This is a genomic window from Salinibacillus aidingensis (assembly GCF_055393355.1).
In genome coordinates this window covers 3,156,854-3,179,458 of sequence record NZ_AP043759.1, presented here as the reverse complement: position 1 = coordinate 3,179,458, position 22,605 = coordinate 3,156,854, and the positions used below count along the sequence as shown (strand labels likewise).

At 40.9% G+C, this 22,605-nt stretch carries 23 protein-coding genes; 13 read left to right on the top strand and 10 right to left on the bottom strand.

Annotated features, from left to right (window positions below):
* Window positions 1-22 precede the first annotated feature (22 nt).
* Window positions 23-1,198, bottom strand: a complete 1,176-nt coding sequence (locus tag ACZ5OK_RS16400) for an MFS transporter (protein ID WP_343838767.1) — start codon at window positions 1,196-1,198, stop codon at window positions 23-25.
* A gap of 210 nt (window positions 1,199-1,408) precedes the next feature.
* Here ACZ5OK_RS16400 and cysK point away from each other — a divergent pair, with 210 nt between their 5' ends.
* The gene (cysK, locus tag ACZ5OK_RS16395; protein WP_343838765.1) at window positions 1,409-2,338 is read left to right on the top strand and encodes a cysteine synthase A; all 930 of its coding nucleotides are present in this window, start codon (window positions 1,409-1,411) and stop codon (window positions 2,336-2,338) included.
* An 84-nt stretch (window positions 2,339-2,422) separates the two neighbouring features.
* On the opposite strand, the gene ACZ5OK_RS16390 is transcribed toward cysK, so the two are convergent.
* From ACZ5OK_RS16390 to ACZ5OK_RS16380, 3 genes are all read right to left on the bottom strand, one after another.
* Complete coding sequence (locus ACZ5OK_RS16390) at window positions 2,423-2,593, bottom strand: hypothetical protein (RefSeq protein ID WP_162038889.1); 171 nt, start codon at window positions 2,591-2,593, stop codon at window positions 2,423-2,425.
* Between the two features lie 260 nt (window positions 2,594-2,853).
* Complete coding sequence (locus ACZ5OK_RS16385; RefSeq protein WP_343838762.1) at window positions 2,854-3,471, bottom strand: YpmS family protein; 618 nt, start codon at window positions 3,469-3,471, stop codon at window positions 2,854-2,856.
* Window positions 3,472-3,564: 93 nt separating this feature from the next.
* Window positions 3,565-4,458, bottom strand: a complete 894-nt coding sequence (locus ACZ5OK_RS16380) for an SGNH/GDSL hydrolase family protein (protein WP_343838760.1) — start codon at window positions 4,456-4,458, stop codon at window positions 3,565-3,567.
* A 196-nt stretch (window positions 4,459-4,654) separates the two neighbouring features.
* On the opposite strand from ACZ5OK_RS16380, the gene ACZ5OK_RS16375 reads away from it, so the two are divergent.
* Window positions 4,655-6,892 carry a S8 family serine peptidase gene (locus ACZ5OK_RS16375; RefSeq protein WP_343838758.1) on the top strand — a complete coding sequence of 746 codons (2,238 nt, stop codon included), beginning with the start codon at window positions 4,655-4,657 and terminating at the stop codon, window positions 6,890-6,892.
* A 67-nt stretch (window positions 6,893-6,959) separates the two neighbouring features.
* On the opposite strand, the gene ACZ5OK_RS16370 is transcribed toward ACZ5OK_RS16375, so the two are convergent.
* Window positions 6,960-7,856: an FtsZ/tubulin family protein gene (locus tag ACZ5OK_RS16370; RefSeq protein WP_464758228.1), complete on the bottom strand. Its 897-nt coding sequence runs from the start codon at window positions 7,854-7,856 to the stop codon at window positions 6,960-6,962.
* A gap of 246 nt (window positions 7,857-8,102) precedes the next feature.
* Here ACZ5OK_RS16370 and ACZ5OK_RS16365 point away from each other — a divergent pair, with 246 nt between their 5' ends.
* The 3 genes from ACZ5OK_RS16365 (at window position 8,103) to ACZ5OK_RS16355 (ending at window position 9,588) form a co-directional block, all read left to right on the top strand.
* A complete protein-coding gene (locus tag ACZ5OK_RS16365) occupies window positions 8,103-8,303 on the top strand; it encodes a cold-shock protein (protein ID WP_044162557.1) in 201 nt (66 codons plus the stop codon).
* An 84-nt stretch (window positions 8,304-8,387) separates the two neighbouring features.
* A complete protein-coding gene (locus ACZ5OK_RS16360) occupies window positions 8,388-9,284 on the top strand; it encodes an NAD(P)/FAD-dependent oxidoreductase (protein ID WP_343838753.1) in 897 nt (298 codons plus the stop codon).
* A 97-nt stretch (window positions 9,285-9,381) separates the two neighbouring features.
* Window positions 9,382-9,588 (top strand): DUF1657 domain-containing protein, encoded by a 207-nt coding sequence (locus tag ACZ5OK_RS16355; RefSeq protein WP_343838751.1) that lies wholly within the window; start codon window positions 9,382-9,384, stop codon window positions 9,586-9,588.
* A 69-nt stretch (window positions 9,589-9,657) separates the two neighbouring features.
* Here ACZ5OK_RS16355 and ACZ5OK_RS16350 read toward each other — a convergent pair whose 3' ends face one another.
* Window positions 9,658-10,011: a DUF4363 family protein gene (locus ACZ5OK_RS16350; RefSeq protein WP_343838749.1), complete on the bottom strand. Its 354-nt coding sequence runs from the start codon at window positions 10,009-10,011 to the stop codon at window positions 9,658-9,660.
* Window positions 10,012-10,087: 76 nt separating this feature from the next.
* Between ACZ5OK_RS16350 and ACZ5OK_RS16345 the strand changes: the two genes are divergently transcribed.
* Window positions 10,088-10,948: a DUF421 domain-containing protein gene (locus ACZ5OK_RS16345; RefSeq protein ID WP_343838748.1), complete on the top strand. Its 861-nt coding sequence runs from the start codon at window positions 10,088-10,090 to the stop codon at window positions 10,946-10,948.
* 90 nt (window positions 10,949-11,038) lie between these two features.
* Here ACZ5OK_RS16345 and ACZ5OK_RS16340 read toward each other — a convergent pair whose 3' ends face one another.
* The 3 genes from ACZ5OK_RS16340 to ACZ5OK_RS16330 form a co-directional block, all read right to left on the bottom strand.
* Window positions 11,039-12,571: an FAD-dependent oxidoreductase gene (locus ACZ5OK_RS16340; RefSeq protein ID WP_343838746.1), complete on the bottom strand. Its 1,533-nt coding sequence runs from the start codon at window positions 12,569-12,571 to the stop codon at window positions 11,039-11,041.
* Between the two features lie 407 nt (window positions 12,572-12,978).
* On the bottom strand, window positions 12,979-13,665 hold the full coding sequence (locus ACZ5OK_RS16335; RefSeq protein ID WP_343838744.1) for a CPBP family intramembrane glutamic endopeptidase: 687 nt from the start codon (window positions 13,663-13,665) through the stop codon (window positions 12,979-12,981).
* A gap of 191 nt (window positions 13,666-13,856) precedes the next feature.
* Window positions 13,857-14,099, bottom strand: coding sequence for a stage VI sporulation protein F (locus ACZ5OK_RS16330; protein WP_343838742.1), 243 nt, complete (start codon window positions 14,097-14,099; stop codon window positions 13,857-13,859).
* 272 nt (window positions 14,100-14,371) lie between these two features.
* Between ACZ5OK_RS16330 and ACZ5OK_RS16325 the strand changes: the two genes are divergently transcribed.
* From ACZ5OK_RS16325 to ACZ5OK_RS16295, 7 genes are all read left to right on the top strand, one after another.
* Window positions 14,372-15,568 (top strand): glycine C-acetyltransferase, encoded by a 1,197-nt coding sequence (locus ACZ5OK_RS16325; RefSeq protein ID WP_343838739.1) that lies wholly within the window; start codon window positions 14,372-14,374, stop codon window positions 15,566-15,568.
* Between the two features lie 175 nt (window positions 15,569-15,743).
* On the top strand, window positions 15,744-16,700 hold the full coding sequence (locus tag ACZ5OK_RS16320; RefSeq protein ID WP_343838738.1) for an L-threonine 3-dehydrogenase: 957 nt from the start codon (window positions 15,744-15,746) through the stop codon (window positions 16,698-16,700).
* A gap of 299 nt (window positions 16,701-16,999) precedes the next feature.
* Window positions 17,000-17,827: an STAS domain-containing protein gene (locus tag ACZ5OK_RS16315; protein ID WP_343838736.1), complete on the top strand. Its 828-nt coding sequence runs from the start codon at window positions 17,000-17,002 to the stop codon at window positions 17,825-17,827.
* A gap of 257 nt (window positions 17,828-18,084) precedes the next feature.
* Entirely contained in the window at window positions 18,085-18,609 is a 525-nt protein-coding gene (locus tag ACZ5OK_RS16310) for an acyl-CoA thioesterase (RefSeq protein WP_343838734.1), read from the top strand.
* A gap of 76 nt (window positions 18,610-18,685) precedes the next feature.
* On the top strand, window positions 18,686-19,879 hold the full coding sequence (gene nagZ, locus ACZ5OK_RS16305) for a beta-N-acetylhexosaminidase (protein WP_343838732.1): 1,194 nt from the start codon (window positions 18,686-18,688) through the stop codon (window positions 19,877-19,879).
* Between the two features lie 94 nt (window positions 19,880-19,973).
* Window positions 19,974-20,435: a DUF6884 domain-containing protein gene (locus tag ACZ5OK_RS16300; protein WP_343838730.1), complete on the top strand. Its 462-nt coding sequence runs from the start codon at window positions 19,974-19,976 to the stop codon at window positions 20,433-20,435.
* Between the two features lie 58 nt (window positions 20,436-20,493).
* Window positions 20,494-20,673 (top strand): hypothetical protein, encoded by a 180-nt coding sequence (locus ACZ5OK_RS16295; RefSeq protein WP_343838729.1) that lies wholly within the window; start codon window positions 20,494-20,496, stop codon window positions 20,671-20,673.
* A 44-nt stretch (window positions 20,674-20,717) separates the two neighbouring features.
* Here the strand turns inward: ACZ5OK_RS16295 and ACZ5OK_RS16290 are convergent, their stop codons facing one another.
* A complete protein-coding gene (locus tag ACZ5OK_RS16290; protein ID WP_343838727.1) occupies window positions 20,718-22,400 on the bottom strand; it encodes an EAL domain-containing protein in 1,683 nt (560 codons plus the stop codon).
* Between the last annotated feature and the right edge of the window lie 205 nt (window positions 22,401-22,605).

Genomic DNA, 22,605 nt, shown 5'->3' with positions numbered 1-22,605 from the left:
TCCAGCGTTCTGCAGGAATTCATTAGTATTGATTCACTGGATCAGGATGTCTTTGCAGCGTGATGAAAAATGAAACACCTGCCAAAAACAGCAGTGTACTGGATACGAAAAAGACGGATGAGATTCCGAAATAACCGGAGATGAGTCCCCCTAAAAGAGGCCCCAACATATTACCGAGAAAACGGAGACTCGTGTTATAGCCTAATACTTCCCCCTGAATGGAAATAGGTGCAGCCTGACGAATAAACGCGACCCGCACCGGGATAATTCCCCCTAACGTAATCCCCAGCAAAAAGCGGATAATGACCAGCTGCCAGATACTTGTCACAAATCCTCCGGGAAAGTAGACAATTGCAGCACAGAACAACAGTAAGACAAGAATTTTTTCATGGTTAAACCGGTCCGCTAACCGGCCCCATCTTCTGGCCATCAGTAAATTTCCCAATCCCGTAATAGAGAAGGCAAGCCCGGAGAAAAAGGCTAAATTCGCAGGTCCGTGCAATTCCCCAACATATAATGACAGGATGGGCTGTATACTAAAATGCGCGACCTGAACAATGATGGAAATAAACATCACCATTAATAAAACAGGGGATCGCCATATATGCTGAATAACTTCCTTTCTTGAATACTTGGTTTCGGTTTCCTCTTTTGACTCCAGTTTATATTCTTTCACCCCAAAGATCACTAATACGGATGCGAGAATCAGAGGGACGGATGTGACAAGAAAGGTCATGGAATAGCCAAAGGTATCTGCAATCACTCCGCCCAAAAGAGGGCCAAGCAGGGTTCCGGTAACGTTTCCGGTTTGCAGAGTACCGAGCACTCTTCCTGCATCTTTTTTTGGTGTCTGAGTGGAAATAAGAGCCTGGGCCGTGGATATAAAGCCTGAGAATAATCCCATAAACATACGCAGAAAGAAGAGTTGAATCACATTCGTAACAAAGCCCATTAAAAATACACTGATACTGAGCCCAATGCCCGCAATAATTAAGAATTTCTTTCGTCCGTAGTAATCACCAAACCTTCCCCAGATGGGTGAAAAGATAAAGGCCGTCATAAAGGTAATGGCAAATACCCATCCGGACCAGTTTTGCACATATTTATCGGAGAAATTTCCAAAGGTTTCAATATATAAAGATAAAAACGGGATAACCATCGTCATACTGCCAGCAATAAAGAAGTTGGCAAACCACATGATCGCTAAATTTCTCTTTGTTATTTTTTCTATATCTGAGATGACAGATCCCTTCCTTCCAATTATTTCGTGTATCTAAATATATATCATAACGAAATATGATTAAAAAGGGAATGAAGTTGCACCAATTCTTTCTGTATTCGATAATGTACCCAAATATGATAAAATCAAAAACACACACGAATGAAGCAAAAAGGAAGGGATTTTCACATGACCGTCGTTAATAATATGTCTGAGTTAATCGGAAATACACCGTTAGTCAAATTAAATAAGCTTTCACCCAAGGATGGTGCACAGGTCTACGTTAAGCTTGAAATGTTTAACCCAAGTGGGAGTGTTAAGGACCGGGCTGCCTATAATATGATCGTAAAGGCAGAGGAAGAGGGTTACCTGAAGGAAGGGTCCACAATCATTGAGCCTACCAGCGGAAACACAGGCATTGGTTTGGCTATGAATGCAGCTGCCAGTGGGTACCGTGCTATTTTAGTGATGCCTGACTCGGCAACAAAAGAACGAATTAAGCTAATGAAGGCTTATGGTGCAGAAATTGTGCTGACACCAAGCGCGGAAAAAATGCCTGGAGCAATCAGGAAAGCTGAGGAGCTCCAAAAGGAAATTCCGGATAGCTTTATTCCGCTTCAATTTGAAAACATGGCTAATCCTGATGCTCATCGCCATACGACCGCTGTGGAAATTATCAATGATATGAAGGAATTAAATAAACCTCTTACAGCGTTTGTAGCGACAGCAGGTACAGGAGGAACAATAACCGGTACAGGGGAGGAACTGAAAAAATATTATAAGGATCTGACCATCCACGTTGCTGAACCCGCAGGCTCTCCAGTTCTGTCAGGAGGCAAGCCAGGAAAGCATAAATTGGTTGGAACCAGCCCGGGCTTTATTCCGGATACACTGAATGAAGAGGTCTATGACGAAATTTTTCAGATTGAAGATGAACAGGCGTATGACATCACGAGAAAGTTAGCCAGAGAGGAAGGAATTTTAGTTGGTGCATCAGCCGGTGCTTCATGCTATGCCGCTCTGGAAGTAGCTAAGCGGAAGACTCCTGACGACGTTATCGTAGCCATTGCGCCGGACACAGGGGAAAGATACTTATCAAGTGATCTTTTTGATGAATAAACATTGCACTAGTGTAAATCGGAGCCTATTTCAAAGACCTAACAACAACCTATGCGAAAAACTCATAAAAAGAGGGCAAGCGGTCTAATGCTTGTCCTCAAATAATATCTGATCGGCTAATTGTTCAGCTTCATCTTCCCCGTAAATTTCATATTGTTCCAGCATCGTATTGGTAATGCTCTCCATTTCCCGTCGAGTATAGCCCAGCTTTTGCATGGCAATCGTTGTATAGGCCATAGCCTGTGGCAGTCGCATAAATAAGCCTCCTTTCAGAAAAACCGGAAATCTAGGGTTATTATGAACAAAAACGATACAAACGATAATAGTAAGTTTTTCTTCTAAAGGTGCTTCCGCTGGAAAGGCCACGTCCGGCTCCAGCGCCCAGCGACTAGCGAGACTTCACCTCCGTACAATAAGTCAACATCGACTCAACAAAGTTTCGTCGTGCTTCCTTTGTCTCCTGCGGCTCAGTCCAGTCCGTACGTCGCTAAACGGGCGCTTACGCCTTTGTTCTGCTAAAAGGCTTTGCTTAGATCAAAGGCTTTATTTGGCACCCTGATTCTGAATGCAAGATGATTGCTTTTCAGATTAAAGCTGGTTACCTCTATATTAAAGTTACTTTTCATTTCCATCTCCGTAATAGCTGCGTAAATGGTTTCATCACCGGGATTTACGTTAACCCATTCGGGCATCGGATAGTTATCTTTTACATAATCCAGCACACGTTTGTTTGGCAGCTCGAGCCTTCCCAGTGAAATTGAATGGAGCCTGAGCATGAGGTCCCCATTATTTTGAACAATTGGATCAAATCGGGCCGTTAATGGGACTTGCTGGTCAAACACTTTAATGGTACCAATGAGCTGAACACTGTCCTCAATATTTACGCTGTATTCAATATCTGTATGCTTGGATAATTCATCTAAATAGGTATTGACTAATTTATTTAGATTTTCTTTAGTGGAAGATATAGTAAATTCAGCATCTCCTTTGTCCACTTCCTTTTTGTCTGTAAAAGGATTTGTTTCCCCAGCGATCGGCAGAAAGATTAATAAAATCAGCCAGATTAGAATCAACAGATTGATTCCGGCTATTCCGAAAAACAAGGTTTTCCATTTATTTTTCGACTTAAACATAAACGATTCTCCAATCCCCAATCATTTCCGCCTGCTTCAGGTAATAAATATATCTGCAGGACATCATATTTAAAGTAATAAAGCGGTTATTATTCAATTCTGTTCAATTTCATACACTTGCTTGACGTAGTATAAAATCCTCTCACCCATTAACTCGTAACCTTGTGAATTCGGGTGAAAGTGATCGTCGGCAAAGAGGTTTTTATCTGAGTTAATGAATAGATCCTTTATGGGTATGAAGGTAGCCGGACTGTAATCCGCCACGACCTGCTGCCCAATAAAGTTATAGTCCATAATGATTTTATCTAATTCAGGGATATCTTCAAAGTACTGTGCAAAGGGGTTGAATAAACCAACAAGCATAATGTGTGCTTCGCTGTTATATTGGCGAATGGTCTCAAAAATCTCCTTTAGACGTTTCTGATAAGCGGGCTGTTCTTCTCTGAACATTTCATAGGATAACGAGGTGAAGTTCTGCTTTACAATTTTCATGATATCATTTGCCCCAATGGTGATCAGGACAACATCCGAATTTTTTACTGAGCTGATTATATCCTCATTTTCTTTTAAACGGGTAAGCAGCTGATCCGTTCGGTTCCCTCTTTTTCCATAATTATCAATAACCAGCTCGTCAACATTACTATTTTGCAGGCGATTTCTTAATACCCCTACATATCCCTCATTTTCCGTTTCATCACCAACGCCTTGTGTGAGAGAATCCCCAATCGCTGCAATTTTTAGCGTTTTAGGTACAAAAAAGTCAATCGTTTTTTCGACGACATCCGTTACCGTTTGTGATACCTTATCGGAAATAGTATCTTCTTCATTTTTTATGGTTGACTCTGATTCATACTGTTCCGCTCCAGGCTCTCTATTCTGCGACAGGTTTCCGTTTGACTGGAAATCCCCGCTGCCTGGCGGATAGATCACAAAGCCGATTGCGACAACCAATAACAGCATGAAAACCGTCACTAGTATTTTTCTCATATCATCCACACCTGTCAATGAACTGGTTTAATTCTCTTTATACGTTTCCCAATTTTATTTAAGAAGAAACAGATTCATTTCGTTAAAGTTTAATCGTAACGCATCTATTTTGTATTATATTCATTATTTTTTTGTCTAGTATGAAGGAGTTTCTTGGGTAAGCTAAATACGAAAAAATTATTAAAGGTGATATTCTGTGCGAAAAATACTTATACTGCTTCTTTTCTTGATTTTAGCGGCATGTGTAAATAATGAAACAAATCAATGGTCATTTCATCACATTCTGAATAAGGTTGAGAATGACAGAAGCTTTCAACAATGGCAACAGAAAGTGGTTCAAAGCAATCATAAGTATATGAATCTTAGCAGTACAGGGGGCAATTCTGTCAGTCAATCTCATACAAATACCAATAATCAATATGAAATTACTTATAAAGCAAAAACAAATGATGGATCAGTATTAGGATATCATGCCAAGATTGATACCGATACCGGTGAAATATTATCCACTCAAGAAGGGACAATTGTCAATGTTCTTTTTCAAAATGAACCTGATGAAGAGGCAATTGAAAATGTGGATGGTGTTGTTCTAAATGAAGCAAGATCTATTCCTGTTATTACAGCTGTGTTACCTGAAGAGGAGGTAAAAAGACTGGCTAATGAGCAAACAGGAATTATTTCAGTTGAAAAAGACCAGGTTGTAAAAGCAGCGGCACAGCAAGAGGATTGGGGAATAGAAAAGGTTAACGGGCATTTAGCCTGGCAGTCTAATTATACAGGTGAAGGTGTCGATATTGCCGTTATCGATTCAGGCATTTATCCACACGAAGATCTCAATATTGCTGGTGGTCACTCCTTTATAGGAAGTCCGGAACAGTATTTTGATGAGAACGGTCACGGAACTCACGTTGCGGGAATTATTGGAGCTGAAAATAATCAAATAGGTTCTGTAGGATTAGCCCATAATGCTACTATTTATAGTTTAAAGGTTTTAGATTCCAATGGGGATGGGTATGAATCTGATGTGATATCTGCTATAGACTGGGCGATTGCAAATGAAATGGATATTATTAATTTAAGTCTTGGTGCTGAATATGCGTCTCGTTCTCTAAAAATGGTTGTGGATAAGGCGAATGACCAAGGAATTCTTATTTGTGCAGCTGCAGGAAATGAAGGAGCAGCAACTAGTGATACTATAGCTTATCCAGCTCGTTACCCATCAGTAATTGCGGTAATGGCAACAACAAATGCGAATACACGAGCTGGTTTTTCTTCCGTTGGCAACACTGCAGAAGTTGCGGCGCCTGGACAATCAATATATAGCACATATCTCAATAACACGTATCGGACAATGAGTGGGACATCTATGGCCACTCCGTATGTAGCAGCTAATTTAGCTTTGATAAAACAAGCAAATCCAGACCTTTCGAGTAGTGATATCCGCAAAATGTTAAATACAAATGTTTTAGACCTTGGTGAACCAGGTAGGGATACAAATTATGGATACGGCCTCATTCAAACAGCTTATGGATTAAGTCTTCATGGGGCAACAAGATATGAAACGGGTGTAAAAATATCCAGGTATGGCTGGGGAAAAGGATCAACAGTAGTATGTTTAGGACGAGGTGATATACCAATCGATGCTTTAACGGGCAGTGTTATCGCAAAACAGTATAATGCTCCTTTATTATTAACAAAGTCAACTGAAATCCCGAACATTATAAAGACAGAGATCAAAAGACTGAACCCGCAAAAGATTTACTTATTAGGAGGTGAGGGTGCAGTTTCAAAATCGATTGAATCCCATTTGAAAGGGCAGGGGTATGAAGTCCATCGTATTTATGGAACCTCGAGATACGGAACAGCTGTAGATGTTGCTTCTCATATAAATCAGGAAGTGTCAGAAGTATTTTTAGTTACGGGTAAAGAAACGTCTCCAGACCCCTTATCCATTGCTTCGTATGCGGGAATGAAGCAAATACCTATTTTGTTAACCCGATATGATACATTGCCTGATGAAGTTTCTCGTTTTATAAAGAATGCAGAAATTACAAAAGTAACCATCATTGGAGGAGAAGGTGTTGTGTCTTCAAATGTAGCTCAACAATTAAAACAAATGGGAGTAAAGGATATTGAAAGGGTTGCGGGTCCAGATCGTTATCAAACCAGTGTGGAAATTGTAAAAAGGTATACTCATGACTTTGACTTATCAAAGGTCTTTTTTGCGAGTGGTACCAGTTTTATTGATGCTTTGTCCGGATCACCTCTGGCTGCAATGTCCCAGAATCCTATATTATTAGCAAATCCAAAAAACAACCTAAGTGTTCCATTAAAGGAATGGCTTTTAAACCTTAACGAAAGTAAGGTTGTGTTTTTAGGTGGATACGGAGTCATTCCTATAGAAATTCGTGCAAAAATACAGGCACTTCAATAAGAAACGAGCTCCTGTGCAGGAACTCGTTAAAAAATTTGTAAACCAAAAATTATATTTCTCCACATGACTAAGGATGGCGCTCCTGGGAGAAAGAGGTGTGGGCTGATTTTGACTGGGATGCTCTTCCTTCCCGGCTTCTTTTAAATAAATTCTCCCATTTTTTCTTAAACTTTAAAGCCTTTGAAGAGGTTTTGGAAAAATGCTCCGGTTGAGGAAAGGGATCCTCAATGCCATTGACAAGCAGCGTAATTTTAAATTTCTTCCCGGGCCTGTCAATAAAATAGGAGCCTAATTTAACTAAGTCAGCCTTATGAAACATATCGTGAAGGCGAAGATTGATTTGACGATAGGCTTCCATATCCACTTCTCGAGTATAACCGATATTTAGAATCATCTGCTTTCCGTCGGCATAATTATCCGGCAGATAAGGGGCTGAAATCATATTTTTTAAGGGCTGATCAAAGGAATCAGATTCTATGGTGTGCAAAAATAAGGGTCCATCATTTTGTTTAATAAAATGCTTAATATCCTGGACATCGATGTTCATTTCGCCAGGTACACTTACCATGTTCTCTAGAGCATCCACAAGTTCATCCTCCAGCGAACTGAAGTAGTTGTTTGCCTCAACCACAGTCGTGTCAGAATGAATCATATCAAGCATACCCTCTCCGTGGAAAAAGGCAACGGAATCGCAAATTTCCTTCATATGATAGTACTGATCTATGGCTGTTTCAAAGCGCTTTTTCCCTTCAAATTGAAAGGGAAAGCGGAAAATTCCGACTAACATTGCTTTTTCATTCTTGATTGTGTGCAGCTGATCAATTAACTGCTCCGTCTGGTTGGGATTACCGCCGACAAATTGATAAAAGCAGAAATCGTCCTGATTCATATGAGGGGCATATTGATAATAATCCGTTTCAAACTCATTATGCTTTAGCTTGTAAATCTTTACATTGTTCACCATATTTTGCTCACCACTTTGTCTTTTTTTCCGGTTTGCTGATCTTTAAAGACTCCTGATGTTTCAAGCCGTGTTATGTCCATTATACTGGACAAGCTCTGAAAATGATGTCATCCACTGTCATAAAGTCGTGACTACTTTTGTGTTTTTTTCAGGGAATTTGTATGGATTTTGGATTTTTACACATATTATAAATGTAGTGATATTGATGAGTATCACATAAGTAAAGCTTTATTCAGGAGGATCGAAATGGCAACAGGAACAGTAAAATGGTTTAATTCAGAAAAAGGCTATGGATTTATTGAAGTGGAAGGTCAGGACGATGTATTCGTTCATTATTCTGCAATACAGGAAGAGGGTTTTAAGACCTTGGAAGAGGGTCAAACCGTTTCTTTTGATGTAGAGCAGGGCCAAAAGGGTCCACAAGCCGCAAACGTTACAAAGGAGTAACGTAAACAGAGGTTCTAACGAGCGAATCGTTAGAACCTTTCTTTTTCTACTAAATATGTTTGAGCCATAGGAAGTGATCCGTATATGTATGATGCCATTATCCTTGGTGGAGGTATAGCAGGTCTTCAGGCTGCTATACAGTTAGGCCGATATGAACACAATGTCTTAGTCATCGATTCGAACCACGGAAGATCGACGTTATGCAGAAGCTATCACAATATACTGGGCTATCCGGATGGAGTCAGTGGTCCATATCTGCGGGAGATTGGACAGCAACAAGCACGTGATCTGGGAGTACATTTTGCTGGTGATCAGATTGAAGTCGCTCATAATGAAAAGAATTATTTCCTTTTGCAATCAAAAGAGGGTGAAGAATATAAGGGGAAGCTGTTATTAATAGCGACAGGTGTAATGGATCGTTTCCCTCCTTTTGAAGCCATTTATCCATGTCTCGGAAAAAGTATTTATGTCTGTCCGGACTGTGATGGTCATGAGATTCGGAATAAAAGGACCATGGTTTTAGGCTCTGGAAATCCTGGCGCAAATATGGCTTTAACCCTATCTTACTGGACCGATGATTTGATCTATGTCAATCACGAACGCACAGATGTGGATGATGTAAAAAGGAAGCAGCTTGAGAAACAACGTATTTCCTATTATGAGATGTCCATAACAGACGTGCTGGCAGACGGAAATCAATTTGGTGGGGTTAAATTGGACAATGGTCAGGAGATTAAAGCCGAAAAAGGATTTATCGCATTTGGAGGGAATGAAGTGAGATCCGATATTGGAAAACAGCTGGGAGCAGAGCGGCTGGAGAATCGCCATATTGTTGTCAATCCCCGCACGAAAATGACAAGTGTACCCAATGTCTGGGCCGCGGGAGATGTGGTCGCCCATTCGGAACAGGTCACGATTGCGATGGGAGAGGGGTCACAGGCAGCCATCTGGATGCATAAAACCTTGCTTAAGGAAAGCTGAGCTGAATTTTCTTAAAGTAACAAAAATCCCCATTTATAAGGAGCGTAATGGAGCAGATAATAAAGATGTACCGCCTATTTGAAGGGAGGGAATGCGAATGACTGTATCAGCCCAGGTAAAACAGACGGTAGCAGGCCTGAAAAGTGCACAGGCAAGCCTGGAACAATTCGCACTTCAAACACAGGACCAACAAGCAAAGCAGGTATATAATAACGCGGCTCAGCAAACGCAATCCTTAATTCAGACCCTTGAGCCCCGCGTGCAGCAAATTGAACAGGAAGAGCCTGAATATAAAGGATTTTAAGTAAAAAAACCCTTGTCAGTATTTGCTGGCAAGGGTTTTTTAACTGTTTAGGAAATTATAAAATAAACGTCAATCCTTTTGTTTTCCAAAAATTTCTGTAACATAGAATCTGATTGTTTCCGTTTGCTTTATAATTTCTTTTTTATTCTCGGCTTTTACCGCAGCTTTAAGATGACTAATTGAAAGTTGAATGTTATCATAAATTCGGTCTTCTCCAAGCAATTGCATCTTCCATAATTCTTTATCATGTTGTTTTTTTACCTTTTTCACCTGCTTATTTGCCTGTTTCCAATCGTTTGTTTGGATAGACATTTCCAGCTGGTTCAAATATTCATTAAATTTCTTAGTTGTTTCCTGTGTAGCCGAGCAGCCTGTTATAATACATAGAATTAACGTCATGTAAATCAGCTTTTTAACCATCATTCACTTCCTTTCTGACATTTCTGCTCATATTTTCTCTTGAAATGGAGAAAATATGTATGGATAGGAGGGTTTTCACATGCCGGACCTTTTATTAATATTGGTACGGACCTTTATTGCTTTTACTGTGTTATTAATATTGGCGCGAATTATGGGCAAAAAACAGATTTCTCAATTTACCTTCTTTGATTATGTTGTAGGAATCACAATAGGAAGTATTTCTGCAACGATTGCGATTAACGAAGCGGTCAAAATTACAAATGGAATTCTGGCGCTTATCTATTTAACGATTTTCTTATTTATCATTTCCTACATAGCCCTTAAATCCTTAGCTTTTCGGGATATTGTGGAAGGATCGCCAACGGTTTTAGTAGAAAATGGTAAGATACTGGAAGAAAACTTAAAGAAGGTCCGTTTTACGTTTGATGATTTGCTAATCAAGCTGAGGGAGAAAAATGCTTTTAAAGTATCTGATGTCGAGCTGGCCGTTCTTGAGACAGACGGAAAGGTAAGTGTCATGATGAAGAGTGGGATGCAGCCTTTGACCCCACAAACAATGGGCATGATGGTAGAAGAAGAGCACCGGCCGCAAATCGTTATTATCGACGGTAAATTAATTGAAAAGAAGTTAAAGGAATACGGCTATACGAAAGAATGGCTGCTGGGAGAGATTAACAAGCAGGGAGCTCAAAACTTTTCGGATGTCTTTCTGGCTCAAATTGATTCAAAGGGAAATGTTTATGTTGACTTATATGTAGATGATACGGATGATCAGCAAATTCAACAGAAACCATTGCTCGCTGCCCAGCTGAGAAAAATTCAGGCGGACCTCGAAGGCTTTGCTTTACAGACCAAAGATAAGGAAACGAAACAGCTTTATTATGAACAATCTCAGCAGCTGCAGCAGTTAATTAATGATTTAAATCCGCTGTTAAAATGAAACGAACCCATAAGCTTTGCTTAGCTTATGGGTTCGTTTTATTGCAGGACCAATTATCCACGCTGGTGGGAAAGTGGGTATCAGCAGCTTTTAAGAACCATCTTCCACATCAATCTGACTTAATGGCCGTTCAGCAGGGCCTTCGATTACATCCCCTTCAATGGAAAAACGGGAACCATGACATGGGCAGTCCCAGGTGTGCTCACCGTTATTCCATTCCAGCTCACAGCCCATATGGGTGCAGGTTGTATTGACAACATACAGCTTTCCATTTTTATCTTTATAGGCTCCGGCTCTTTCCCCGTCCACTTTAACGACAGCACCTTCCTCAGGATTAAGGTCATCAATGGATTTCGATGTCATTCCGACTTTTCCTTTTACAAAATGACCGGCTACATCCAGATTTTGACCGACAAATTTGCGAAGGCTTGGATCTGCATTAAATCGTGATGGGCGGTAAAGCTCTTCAGAAGGATTATCCTTCTTTAAAATAATATCTGTTAAAAGTTGAGCGGCTGCAGTACTTGTCGTCATGCCCCATTTGCGGAATCCGGTGGCAATCAGGATGTTTGGTTCATTGCTTTTGAATCGCCCAATGTAAGGAACTTTATCCAATGTGGTCAAATCCTGGGCAGACCAGCGATACAGAAACTCCTGAATGCCGAACGTTCTGTTGGCAAAATCCTGCAGAGCTTCATAATGCTTCATCGTATTGGTGCCATGACCGGTCTTATGTCCTTCACCCCCTACAATAATCATTTCCTCGCCGTTATAAGAAGCGGATCTTAATGAGCGGGTGGGCTGATCGGCACTGAGATACATGCCGCCGGGGAATTCCTTGTTTGCTTTAATTCCGAGCACATAGGAACGGCTGGCATACATTCTGGAAAAATAGCCCCCTTTGAAGTCGTAAAAAGGAAAGTGGGAAGCAGAGATGACATATTGGGCAGCTACCTTATGTCCTGGCCTCGTAATGACTTTAGGGCGAGCCTCTTCCTGTACATCCACGGCGGTGGTTTTTTCGTAAATGGTTCCGCCATTCTGAAGAAAATCATCCACCAGGTGCTTTAAGTATTTTAATGGATGGAATTGAGCCTGGTATTTCATAACGAGAGCCCCTTTTACATCAATAGGGAGGGGAACATCATCGAGAAAATCCCGTTCAATCCCAAGCTGTTCATAGGCTTTCCATTCGGTTTCCAAATTCATTTGTGTCTGATCAGACGTAGAATAGATGATGGCGTCCTGTTCTTTATAATCACAATCAATATCGTGCTCTTTAATTATGTCCTCGATGAATGTTTTGGCTCTCATATTCGCTTCATAATAGTCGTGGGCCTTCTCCAGACCGAAATGATTAATCAACTCATCGTAAATGATATCGTGCTGAGCCGTTATTTTTGCTGTTGTATGTCCGGTGGTCCCATTTAAAATGTTGCTGGCCTCAAGAATAACGACATTCATACCCTCTTTTTGCAGTAAGTAGCCTGCTGTAATCCCGGTTATCCCTCCGCCAACTATGACAACATCGGCCTCTGTATCCTTATCAAGAGAGTCATAACGATCAAATTCAACAGAATCTCTCCAGAAAGGCTCCGGAAAGGAAGGCATTTGGTTTTTCATAGACTTTTCCTCCTTTACAATTCATAGCACTAATACTAATTTTTCCAAATAAAGCAAAACCATACGGAAAAGAAAAGCGGAGGCAACTGATCGATCAGGTCAGCGAGGCGTGGGTGTAGAACCGCCGCTCCGGAAATATACTTCGCTTTCACCCAGGGGGTACAAGTGCGACACCTACTCAAACTCCCTTTGGTCATTTTCGTAGTGTCTTCTTTGCCGGGGCGGCTGGTGATCCTCCTCATGCTATCGCACTGCGGGGTCTCACCTAGGCCTTCCTCCCGCTGGAGTCTACGTATATTTCCTCCGCTAAGGTATCCTATCGTCCAGTTTATGACCATGCGAATTAGTCATGTTTATCACATAACAAAGAAAAAGAGAACGGAGGCATCCGTTCTCTGAAAATAAAATTATGATGTTGTCTGAAATAAGTAAAATCCAAGCGAAACCACAGCAATATCAGCTAAAATGTGCAGAATCCAGGAGTTTAAAAAATTGTTGGACTTTGTGTTTAACCAGCAAAAAATGATTCCAATGGTAAAAAGTCCGACGATGGCAAGCAGGATAAGCCAAATATTGAACCACGTCGCAAAGATTGCCATATGATAAATAGCAAAAAGGGAAGAAGAGAATAAATAGGCAAACGTTTTGTAATTCGCCTGGTATAGCTTTAAGAAGATAAATCCCCGGAAAAAGAACTCCTCCAGCAATGAGTTGCCAAATGTAATGTAAATCGCTACAAAAATATACGTCTCAAGTGTAATGTTCAATCGTGATCTTAAATCCCCTGTAATTCCGTCCATATTGATATAGTCTTTAAGCAGAATAAAGCTCAATAAAACAATAATAAATGCAGCAATTCCCAGTCCGAATCCGCCTTTTAAGCGATTCCAGTCGATTTCCTTTAGATTTAGAAAAACCAGGATACGCTGCTTCCAGATCAACCGAATGACCAGCAGAGGGGCGAATAAAAACAGAAATATTTTGGCCGATGATTTCGGCACGTATGTTGCTTTAAAGACCTGCTCAATCATGAACATCAGAAAACAACTGATGAGGGATAAGAATATAAGGGTAAATACATGTTTTCGCTTCATAGCTTTATCACCTGGGTTTAGTATAGCAAAAATGGAAAGGCATGGCGGGGATTTTTCCCCAGTTCTTGAGCGGAATGTACAGAATCTATGAACTATGAATCTCAGACCACACAGCAGCTTGTCAGGGATCCATTCATCAAACAAATGAAAAGTGGGAGATCATGAAGGAAATCTCCCACGAATCCGTTGCCTTAAAATTTTTTCTTCAAATCATTCATGCTCGGAATCTGTTTATTCATAATGGAACGCACCAATTGATCTTCTGTTTTCTTAGATACTGGTTTGTTGGCCATTTTGGATACCTGGTGAATCAATTTTCGTACGGTTCTTTCATTACTTAAATCTGCACTTTGCACGGATTTTACGAGTCTCATAATGTCATCCTGCTTTACACCGGTAGATTTCTCTACGTTCTGGAAAAAGCCTCGATCCATCTGCTTCCCTCCTTAGCACGTAATCATCCATTGTCCATTATCATCCTATTCAAGATTTTCATTTGAGCATAGACGGCTGCCGGAGTATGGCAAAAAATGATGAAGGTGTACTAGTTGCAAAAAGGAAATATGTAGAATTTTGTTGTCCTTTTGAAATGAACATAGATAAAATATATGCTATAATAAAATTGTAATAGCAAGCTTTAACTTAAACATAATGTACACATCATATAGACAAATGTATATACAGGAAAATGCTGAGGAGGGATATGATGACGAGTCAAAAGCTGCAGCACTTTTTAGATGAACATTTAGCAGACTTAAAAACAAAGGGATTGTACAACGAGATTGATACGGTAGAAGGAGCCAATGGGCCTGTCATTACCATCAATGGAAAGGAACTTGTCAATCTTTCATCCAACAATTATTTAGGATTGGCAACGGATGAGCGTTTAAAGGATGAAGCCGTTCAGGCCGTTAAATCCCATGGTGTGGGAGCAGGTGCCGTACGTACAATTAACGGGACGCTGGATTTGCATAATGAACTGGAGAGAAAGCTGGCACAATTTAAAGGAACCGAAGCCGCGATATCCTATCAGTCAGGCTTTAACTGCAACATGGCAGCCATTTCTGCTGTTATGGACAAAAATGATGCGATTTTATCCGATGAATTAAATCATGCCTCGATTATTGATGGCTGCCGGTTATCACGTGCCAAAATTATTCGTTTTAATCACTCGGATATGGATGATCTTCGTGCGAAAGCGAAGGAAGCGGTGGAATCCGGTCAATATAATAAAGTTATGGTTATAACCGACGGGGTATTTTCCATGGATGGAGATGTAGCCAGACTTCCTGAAATTGTAGAAATTGCCGAAGAGTTTGACCTTATGACTTATGTGGATGATGCTCACGGATCCGGTGTGCTTGGAAAGGGAGCAGGAACGGTTAAACACTTTGGTCTTCAGGATAAAGTTGATTTCCAAATGGGGACGCTGTCAAAGGCAATTGGCGTTATTGGCGGTTATGTAGCCGGGAAACAAAATCTCATTGACTGGCTGAAGGTTCGCTCCCGTCCATTTTTATTCTCCACAGCAGTGACCCCGGCAGATGCGGCTGCAACGATTAAAGCCATTGATTTGATTATGGAGAGTGAGGAGCTTCAGCAGAAAATGTGGGAGAACAGTGAGTATCTCAAAAATGGTCTGAAGCAGCTCGGTTATGATATTGGTCATAGTGAGACACCGATTACGCCGGTCATCATTGGTGATGAAAATACAACGCAGACATTCAGTAAACGGCTGATTGAAGAAGGGGTTTACGCCAAATCGATTGTATTCCCTACCGTTCCAAGAGGTACAGGAAGAGTTCGAAATATGCCTACAGCGGCTCATACAAAAGAGATGCTCGATCAGGCACTTGGGGTGTATGAGAAGATTGGTAAAGAATTGGGAATTTTATCACGTTAACAAGCTGTAATCCCCTGCCTTTAAGCATTCCTGAAACGAAATGTGCAGGTGAGGGGTAATCGGCTAGTAAATTCCTGATAAGTTCAACTAACCATCAGTGGGGGATGGAGAACCCCTCCACTGATGGAAGTTTCACTTTATTATGAAACAACGAGGAGAAGCAGGGGGAACGACAATGAAAAAAATATTGGTTACCGGAGCGCTGGGGCAAATTGGCTCTGAGTTAGTCATGAAGCTTCGGCAGGAATATGGAGATGCTTCTGTTGTTGCGACGGACGTTCGTAAACAGGATTGTGAGGTCGTTCATTCCGGTCCTTTTGAAATATTAGACGTTCAGAATGCTGGACATTTTGCTTCCTTAGCGAAGGAATACAATGTGGACACCGTTATCCACTTGGCAGCTCTTTTGTCAGCAAAAGCAGAAGCGAACCCACAGCTGGCCTGGAACATTAATATGGGAGGGCTTGTGAACGCGTTGGAGGTGGCGCGGGAAATGAACACCCAATTCTTTACGCCGAGTTCGATAGGTGCCTTTGGTCCGGGAACCCCAAAGGATCAAACCCCTCAGGATACCATCCAGCGCCCGAACACGATGTATGGAGTCAATAAAGTTTCCGGAGAACTATTGTGTGACTATTATTATGAAAAATTCGGGGTGGATACCCGTGGCCTTCGCTTTCCCGGCCTAATTTCGTATGTTACCAAGCCTGGAGGCGGAACAACTGATTATGCTGTAGAAATGTATTATGAAGCAAAGGAAAAAAGAGCCTACACTTCCTATATTGGAGCCGGAACGTATATGGATATGATGTATATGCCAGATGCGATTCAGGCGATTATTCAACTGATGGAAGCCGACAGCAGCCGCCTGGTCCACCGAAATGCGTTTAATGTATCGGCCATAAGCGCTGCACCAGAGGATTTTGCTGAAGCAATCAGACATCATATCCCTGACTTTCAGTTGACCTATGATGTAGATCCCGCCCGTCAGGCTATAGCCGAAAGCTGGCCGGACTCCATTGACTGCCGTGCAGCGAAGGACGAATGGGGCTTTAAGCCAAACTATGATTTACAAACGATGACGAAGGATATGCTTGAGAAAATTTCTTTAAAAGCAACAAACGAAGCGTAATAATCCTGGATATGAAAAAATAAATGTAGTATACCCGAGGAATACGATGAAAGTGGAAATAGCATATCAGCCCACTGTTTGGTTGATATGCTATTTTACGTAGAAATTGGCCATGCCACGTATACGAATGAGCAGATACAACTTTACAACCCCTATTTGCATGATTGTAACTGTATATATAGAAAACACGATGACTAAATATTAGAAATTTGCTATACTAATTATACCTTTTTTTTATACATAGGCATTTTTTAATCATTTTATTTTAACTTACTTAGTAGCTAAGGGAGCGATGTTCTTTGGAATTGAATTTTCAAGAAGGACAGGATATGAAAAGCTTTTTAGTCAATAATCGTGATCAATTTGAAGAGTATTTGCTGGAAGAAGCGGTCAATGTACGGGATAAAATTGATGAAATTCATCGCATCGGTAATATTAATTTAATTAATAATGCTCATAAACTAGTGTTATATATTGTTGAAGAGCAGCACGAAGAGGTTGTGGCATTTGCCAGACAGGAAGGCATAGCCTGGGCCAAGCACTCTTTAACCGTAGCTTTTAAGCTGGAATGGGTAAATGCAATCCGAAGAACGTTGTGGTTTTTCCTGTATCAATATGATCAGAAGCATAATAAAGAGGCGACGATTGATCACTTCTATACGCAGGAAAAACAAATTAATGATCAAATGGATGAGTTTTTGAACGCCTTTTTTATAAGCTATTCAAGGTATAAGGATGAACTGATTGAGAAACATAAGCGGCTGGTAGAAAAATTATCAGTTCCACTTATTCCGATTACCTCCACCATAAGCGTTCTTCCCTTAATTGGAACCATTGATTATAACCGGGCCAGCATTATCGAAGAGCAGGTATTGATGGAAATTGGCAAAGTCCGTATTGGAACGTTAATTATGGACTTTTCCGGAGTCGTGGATATGGAGGAAGATACCATCAGTCAAATTTTAAAGGTAATTGATGGGGTTAAGATGATGGGATGTAAACCATTGCTTACAGGCATTCGTCCGGAACTGGTCCGTAAATTTATGAATTTCGGAAAACTGGACGTCGAAACCAAAGCAACCTTACAGCAAACATTAAGTGAATATATGAGTGAATTTTCTCAATGAGCAGCTGCCAAACAGGCAAGCTGCTCTTTTTGACCATCCGCCTACTTCTTTGATATAAATTAGTTTATCACGTATTAACTGGCCGTAATACCCCCACTTCAAGTTTTGAGGGTAACCCAACAAGACTAAGTGGGGGGATGGAGCCCCCCACTGATGGAAGTTTCACTTTATCATTCACCCCGTTATGGATGAATTTAATAGAAACAGGAAAACTAAGAATTAGGAAAGATTGAATAAAGGAAGAGAGGAAAGCAATAATGGAAAATGAAAAAAAACCTTGTAAACATTCGTTAACAGTGAAAACTTCGCATGTGCTCCCTCCAGACACGAATGCTCATGGAACACTTTTTGGCGGGAAGCTCATGGCTTATATTGATGATGTTTCAGCTATTGCCGCATCACGTCATGCCAGAAAAACGGTTGTGACGGCTTCTACGGATTCAGTGGATTTTCTTACCCCTGTACATGAGGGGGATACCATTTGTCTGGAAGCTTTTGTCACTTATACACACAAAACGTCTATGGAAGTATTCGTAAAGGCTGTAACGGAGAATCTTCTTACGGGGGAGCGAAATATTTGTGCAACGGCATTCCTTACAATGGTAGCCATTGATGAAAATAGTAAGCCTGCCCCTGTCCCGCAGGTTTATCCGGAAACAGAAGAGGAACAGTGGCTCCATCAGGGTGCGGAAAAACGGGCGGATTATCGGAAGGGAAGAAAAAAGGATTCCAAGGATATGGCAGAAAAATTTGGAACAGATTTGCCATGGTTCAGAGCATAACGTCTCTATTGTACGAGTATGATTAAACTGAGAAACAACAGGAATAACCCTTATTACATTCAACCGAGGTGTTGTAATGCTTAAAAAAGCGTGGCTGTATGCTTTTATTTTTATTGTCATGATTATTTTCCCTTATACAATTGGGAGCAGCGATCCAAAAGAACATCCTGATGATATTGAACGGCAGATTGAGTCCCTCAGTCTGGACGAGAAAATTGGTCAGATGCTGCTTGTCGGCTTTGAGGGGACCCGTTTGAACGGGGAAGTGAAGGCTTATATTGAGGACTATCACGTAGGGGGACTCATTCTATTTAAAGAAAATCTCCTCGATGTAGAGCAGACTACAAAGCTGTTAAATCATATAAAGCATAAGAATAAGGGACAAATTCCTCTATTTTTGGGGATTGATGAAGAAGGTGGGGAAATAAGCAGGGTCCCTGATGAGTTGAAAGCCCTTCCTGATGCCAGGGAAGTAGGTGAAGTGGATCAGCCGGAGCTGTCCTTTCAATACGGAAATATGCTGGCTAATCAGATTCAGCCCCTCGGCTTTAATATGGATTTTGCCCCTGTTCTTGATATTAATACGAATCCGGAAAATCCAATTATCGGGAGAAGGGCGTTTGGCTCCACAGCAGAAAAAGTAACAAAGCACGGGTTGGCTGTAATGAACGGTATACGGGCCACGGGAGTAATTCCGGTTGTAAAGCATTTTCCGGGACATGGGGATACATCCCTTGACTCCCATGAGGAACTTCCGGTCGTAAGCAAATCATTAGAGGAGCTTCAGGATTTAGAGCTTAAGCCTTTTAAAGCAGCGATTAAGCGGAATGCCGATGCTGTAATGATGGCACATCTATCCGTACCCAACATTGATAATAAGTATCCGGCTTCTCTATCTAAGAGGATGATTCAGGGGTTGCTTCGTAATCAAATGGGATTTGAAGGCCTGGTAATCACGGATGATTTAACGATGAAGGCAATCACCAATCAATATACAGTGGCTGATGCAGCTGTACAATCGGTAAAAGCAGGTAGTGATATCCTGTTAATCGCTCATCAAAAGGAAAATGTCGCGGAAACCTTCAAAAAACTGAAGCAGGCGGTAAAGACAGGGGATTTATCCGAACAACGCATTAACGAAAGTGTTTATCGGATACTAGATAAAAAGCGTCAGTTCAATATCCATAATGATCAGCATTCCCGGGCTGATATAAGCCAGATCAACCAGAAAATTAAAGAGCTCTTGATAAACATGGAAGCAAGCAACTGAACTTTAAAATAATCGTTAGGGAGATAAGGAATATCAGGAGAAAACATGTCTGATATAATAAAAGAGACTGTTTTAAGGAAAGCAGGGGAAAGTATTGGAGAATTTGAATGAGCTATATGTCATTCCTTCCGGGAAACCGAAAATCTGGGACCATAAGCCGGAGCTTGGCAGTGTGAAGGCTTGTGAGGCCTATACAGGAACCTTTCATCGATTGCTGCAGCAGTATGTAGAAATGATCAATGTTCATTGGGTTATTATTTCGCCTAAATATGGAATTCTGAATCCCGATGAGTTTGTTCCGGAAACCTATAATTTGTCCTTCAGTATGAAAAAGAATCCTGATGTCATATCTGTAGAACGCATGAGCCAGCAGCTTAGTGAAAAGGGCCTTTCAGATGCAAAAAGGGTCGTGATGCTGGGCGGGAAAAAGTTTAAGCCGATTATGGAGCAGCTTTTTCCTCAGGCTTCTTTACACTATCCTTTACACGGCTCAAAGGGAATTGGGGCTATGCAGAAGAGCCTGAAGGATGCTATTAACAATAAAAGGATGCTGTAACGTTACGTATCCTTTTTGCGATTTATCAAAAACTAAATCGTAAAAAGGAGGGTATCCCATGACAAAACGAAAAACGGCTTATGAAGCTGCAAAGAAAACGAACCAGACACCGGCGGAGAGTACCCCTGATATGGAGTTCTCTGCGGAATATACGGATGAAGACCCAATGAAGGGATTTAACCGGAATTCCAAACAGGGAAGAAAAGGGAAAGGAATAAGAGGAACAGATAAAAGGTAAACAAAAGTGGGTATGCCGAAATAACAGGCATACCCACTATTTTTTCACAGTTCCATTTGCTTACTCTCTAATTTCTTTATGATTTCCTGAAGAGGAAGGGGTTTGCTCAGGTAATATCCCTGAATTTCCGTACAATCCATTTTTGAAAGCATGTCGATATGCTTTCTTTTTTCGACCCCTTCCGCTGTAACCTCCAATTCCAGGTTTTTGGCCAGCTTAATGATCATTTGCACAATCTGCTGGTCTTTTTGATGGTAATCCATATTCATAATAAAGGATTTATCAATTTTAATTTTTTGCACCGAAAGCTCCTTCAGGTAATTTAAGGAAGAATAGTTCGTCCCGAAATCATCGAGCACAATCGAAAAACCTGCATCTGATAACTCTTCAAATTGTTTTTGTGCTGCATCCAGGTTCAACAGATCATTTTCTGTAATCTCCAACTCAATGTCTTCAGGGTTCGTTTGATATCCGGCAACGGTTTCTTTTATATAATCAACAAAGGCTGATTCGTTCAACTGTACAGGAGATATATTAACAGCAACACGAATATTTGGTATAACCTTCTTTAGTAAATGCATATCCTGACAGACCTGTTTCAGCACCCAGCGCCCAATGGATTGAATCGAATGGTTTTCTTCGGCGATCGGGATAAACTCATTTGGGGGGATCAGTCCATATTTAGCATGATTCCATCTCAGCAGGGCCTCAAGACTGAACTCATTACTCCGAATATCAAGCTTTGGCTGATAGTATATTTCCAGTTCGTTGTGCTGGAGAGCATAGGCCAGATCCTGCTCCAGGGTTTTCTGCCGTAAATTGCTTTCAATATGAGTCTGGGCGAATGTAATAAAGATTTGCCGATCCTTTATTGATTTGGCCTGAAGCATTCCATGAAAGGCATCGGTAACCGTCTGCTGTACATTGTAGTCCTCAGGTGACATTTTAGCAACACCGATGGAAGGCTGAACAACAACTTCGAATTCTTCGGTTTGATAGGGATGCTGAATGGCTTCATATATCTGGCTGGCAAGCTGTTCAGACTTATTATGACTAGTGGATCGGACGGCGATGATGAACTCATTTCCTGAAGCCCGGCTAAGCTGGTCCTCATTTTTCAGGAAGCGCTGCAGCCGATTGGTGATTTCCTTTAGCAGATCGGTCTCCACGTTCTGGTTCGAATACTGAACAAAGGACAGCTGATTAATACCAATGTAAAACAGGTACCATACGGACCCCTCAAACTTTTTCGTGTGCTGTGTAGTCTCTAACCGCTCTATAAAGTTGTCAACAAAAGGAAGTCCCGTAATCGGATCATTTCCCTGATTGTTTTCTAAATTGACCACATGTGTAATGTCACGGGTAAGCCCAATCACATAGGTCACATTCTCGTAAGTAAACGGAATTAATATGGTTTCCCCATAGCGATTTTCTGAATTAATATTCATACGATCACGAAAGGTTATTTTTTTATTTGTCGTAACAGCTTGTTGATAATATCCGATCAAGTGGTCAGCCACGGATTGGTGAAAGATCTCTCTTATCGTTCTCCCAATATCTTCATCATGAAGCATGGCCAGCTTTTTCGCTGTTTGGCTTACTTTTAGATAGCGGAATTGATCAGGTGGTTCATATTTCATTAAAAATACAATATCGAATAAAGATGTAAAAAGCTGAAACATCTCCTCTTCATTAAAGAACATATAATGATTTTCCTGGTTTGACATATGTACCACCTTTATCGTGTAATGACTGGCGCTATCCCGTCAGCAGATTTAGGGAAAAAGCCAGTTTATCTCGCATTAACTGGCGTAATCCTCCCACTGATGGAAGATTCACTTTAAACCTGATGAAATCTAGTGAGAATAAAAGGGATGTCATCCTTATTTTAACTCTGTCGGAAAATGTTGCATTCGGTTTCATCATATCATG

What these genes read in the sequence shown, in the direction of transcription:
- ACZ5OK_RS16380 (WP_343838760.1), bottom strand. Translation starts at nt 4,458, where the DNA reads ATGAGAAAAATACTAGTGACGGTTTTCATGCTGTTATTGGTTGTCGCA.
- ACZ5OK_RS16310 (WP_343838734.1), top strand. Translation starts at nt 18,085, where the DNA reads ATGGAAAATGAAAAAAAACCTTGTAAACATTCGTTAACAGTGAAAACT.
- ACZ5OK_RS16400 (WP_343838767.1), bottom strand. Translation starts at nt 1,198, where the DNA reads ATGTGGTTTGCCAACTTCTTTATTGCTGGCAGTATGACGATGGTTATC.
- ACZ5OK_RS16385 (WP_343838762.1), bottom strand. Translation starts at nt 3,471, where the DNA reads ATGTTTAAGTCGAAAAATAAATGGAAAACCTTGTTTTTCGGAATAGCC.
- nagZ (WP_343838732.1), top strand. Translation starts at nt 18,686, where the DNA reads ATGCTTAAAAAAGCGTGGCTGTATGCTTTTATTTTTATTGTCATGATT.
- cysK (WP_343838765.1), top strand. Translation starts at nt 1,409, where the DNA reads ATGACCGTCGTTAATAATATGTCTGAGTTAATCGGAAATACACCGTTA.
- ACZ5OK_RS16325 (WP_343838739.1), top strand. Translation starts at nt 14,372, where the DNA reads ATGACGAGTCAAAAGCTGCAGCACTTTTTAGATGAACATTTAGCAGAC.
- ACZ5OK_RS16355 (WP_343838751.1), top strand. Translation starts at nt 9,382, where the DNA reads ATGACTGTATCAGCCCAGGTAAAACAGACGGTAGCAGGCCTGAAAAGT.
- ACZ5OK_RS16340 (WP_343838746.1), bottom strand. Translation starts at nt 12,571, where the DNA reads ATGAAAAACCAAATGCCTTCCTTTCCGGAGCCTTTCTGGAGAGATTCT.
- ACZ5OK_RS16370 (WP_464758228.1), bottom strand. Translation starts at nt 7,856, where the DNA reads ATGGTGAACAATGTAAAGATTTACAAGCTAAAGCATAATGAGTTTGAA.
- ACZ5OK_RS16365 (WP_044162557.1), top strand. Translation starts at nt 8,103, where the DNA reads ATGGCAACAGGAACAGTAAAATGGTTTAATTCAGAAAAAGGCTATGGA.
- ACZ5OK_RS16360 (WP_343838753.1), top strand. Translation starts at nt 8,388, where the DNA reads ATGTATGATGCCATTATCCTTGGTGGAGGTATAGCAGGTCTTCAGGCT.
- ACZ5OK_RS16390 (WP_162038889.1), bottom strand. Translation starts at nt 2,593, where the DNA reads ATGCGACTGCCACAGGCTATGGCCTATACAACGATTGCCATGCAAAAG.
- ACZ5OK_RS16290 (WP_343838727.1), bottom strand. Translation starts at nt 22,400, where the DNA reads ATGTCAAACCAGGAAAATCATTATATGTTCTTTAATGAAGAGGAGATG.
- ACZ5OK_RS16320 (WP_343838738.1), top strand. Translation starts at nt 15,744, where the DNA reads ATGAAAAAAATATTGGTTACCGGAGCGCTGGGGCAAATTGGCTCTGAG.
- ACZ5OK_RS16350 (WP_343838749.1), bottom strand. Translation starts at nt 10,011, where the DNA reads ATGATGGTTAAAAAGCTGATTTACATGACGTTAATTCTATGTATTATA.
- ACZ5OK_RS16335 (WP_343838744.1), bottom strand. Translation starts at nt 13,665, where the DNA reads ATGAAGCGAAAACATGTATTTACCCTTATATTCTTATCCCTCATCAGT.
- ACZ5OK_RS16345 (WP_343838748.1), top strand. Translation starts at nt 10,088, where the DNA reads ATGCCGGACCTTTTATTAATATTGGTACGGACCTTTATTGCTTTTACT.
- ACZ5OK_RS16295 (WP_343838729.1), top strand. Translation starts at nt 20,494, where the DNA reads ATGACAAAACGAAAAACGGCTTATGAAGCTGCAAAGAAAACGAACCAG.
- ACZ5OK_RS16330 (WP_343838742.1), bottom strand. Translation starts at nt 14,099, where the DNA reads ATGGATCGAGGCTTTTTCCAGAACGTAGAGAAATCTACCGGTGTAAAG.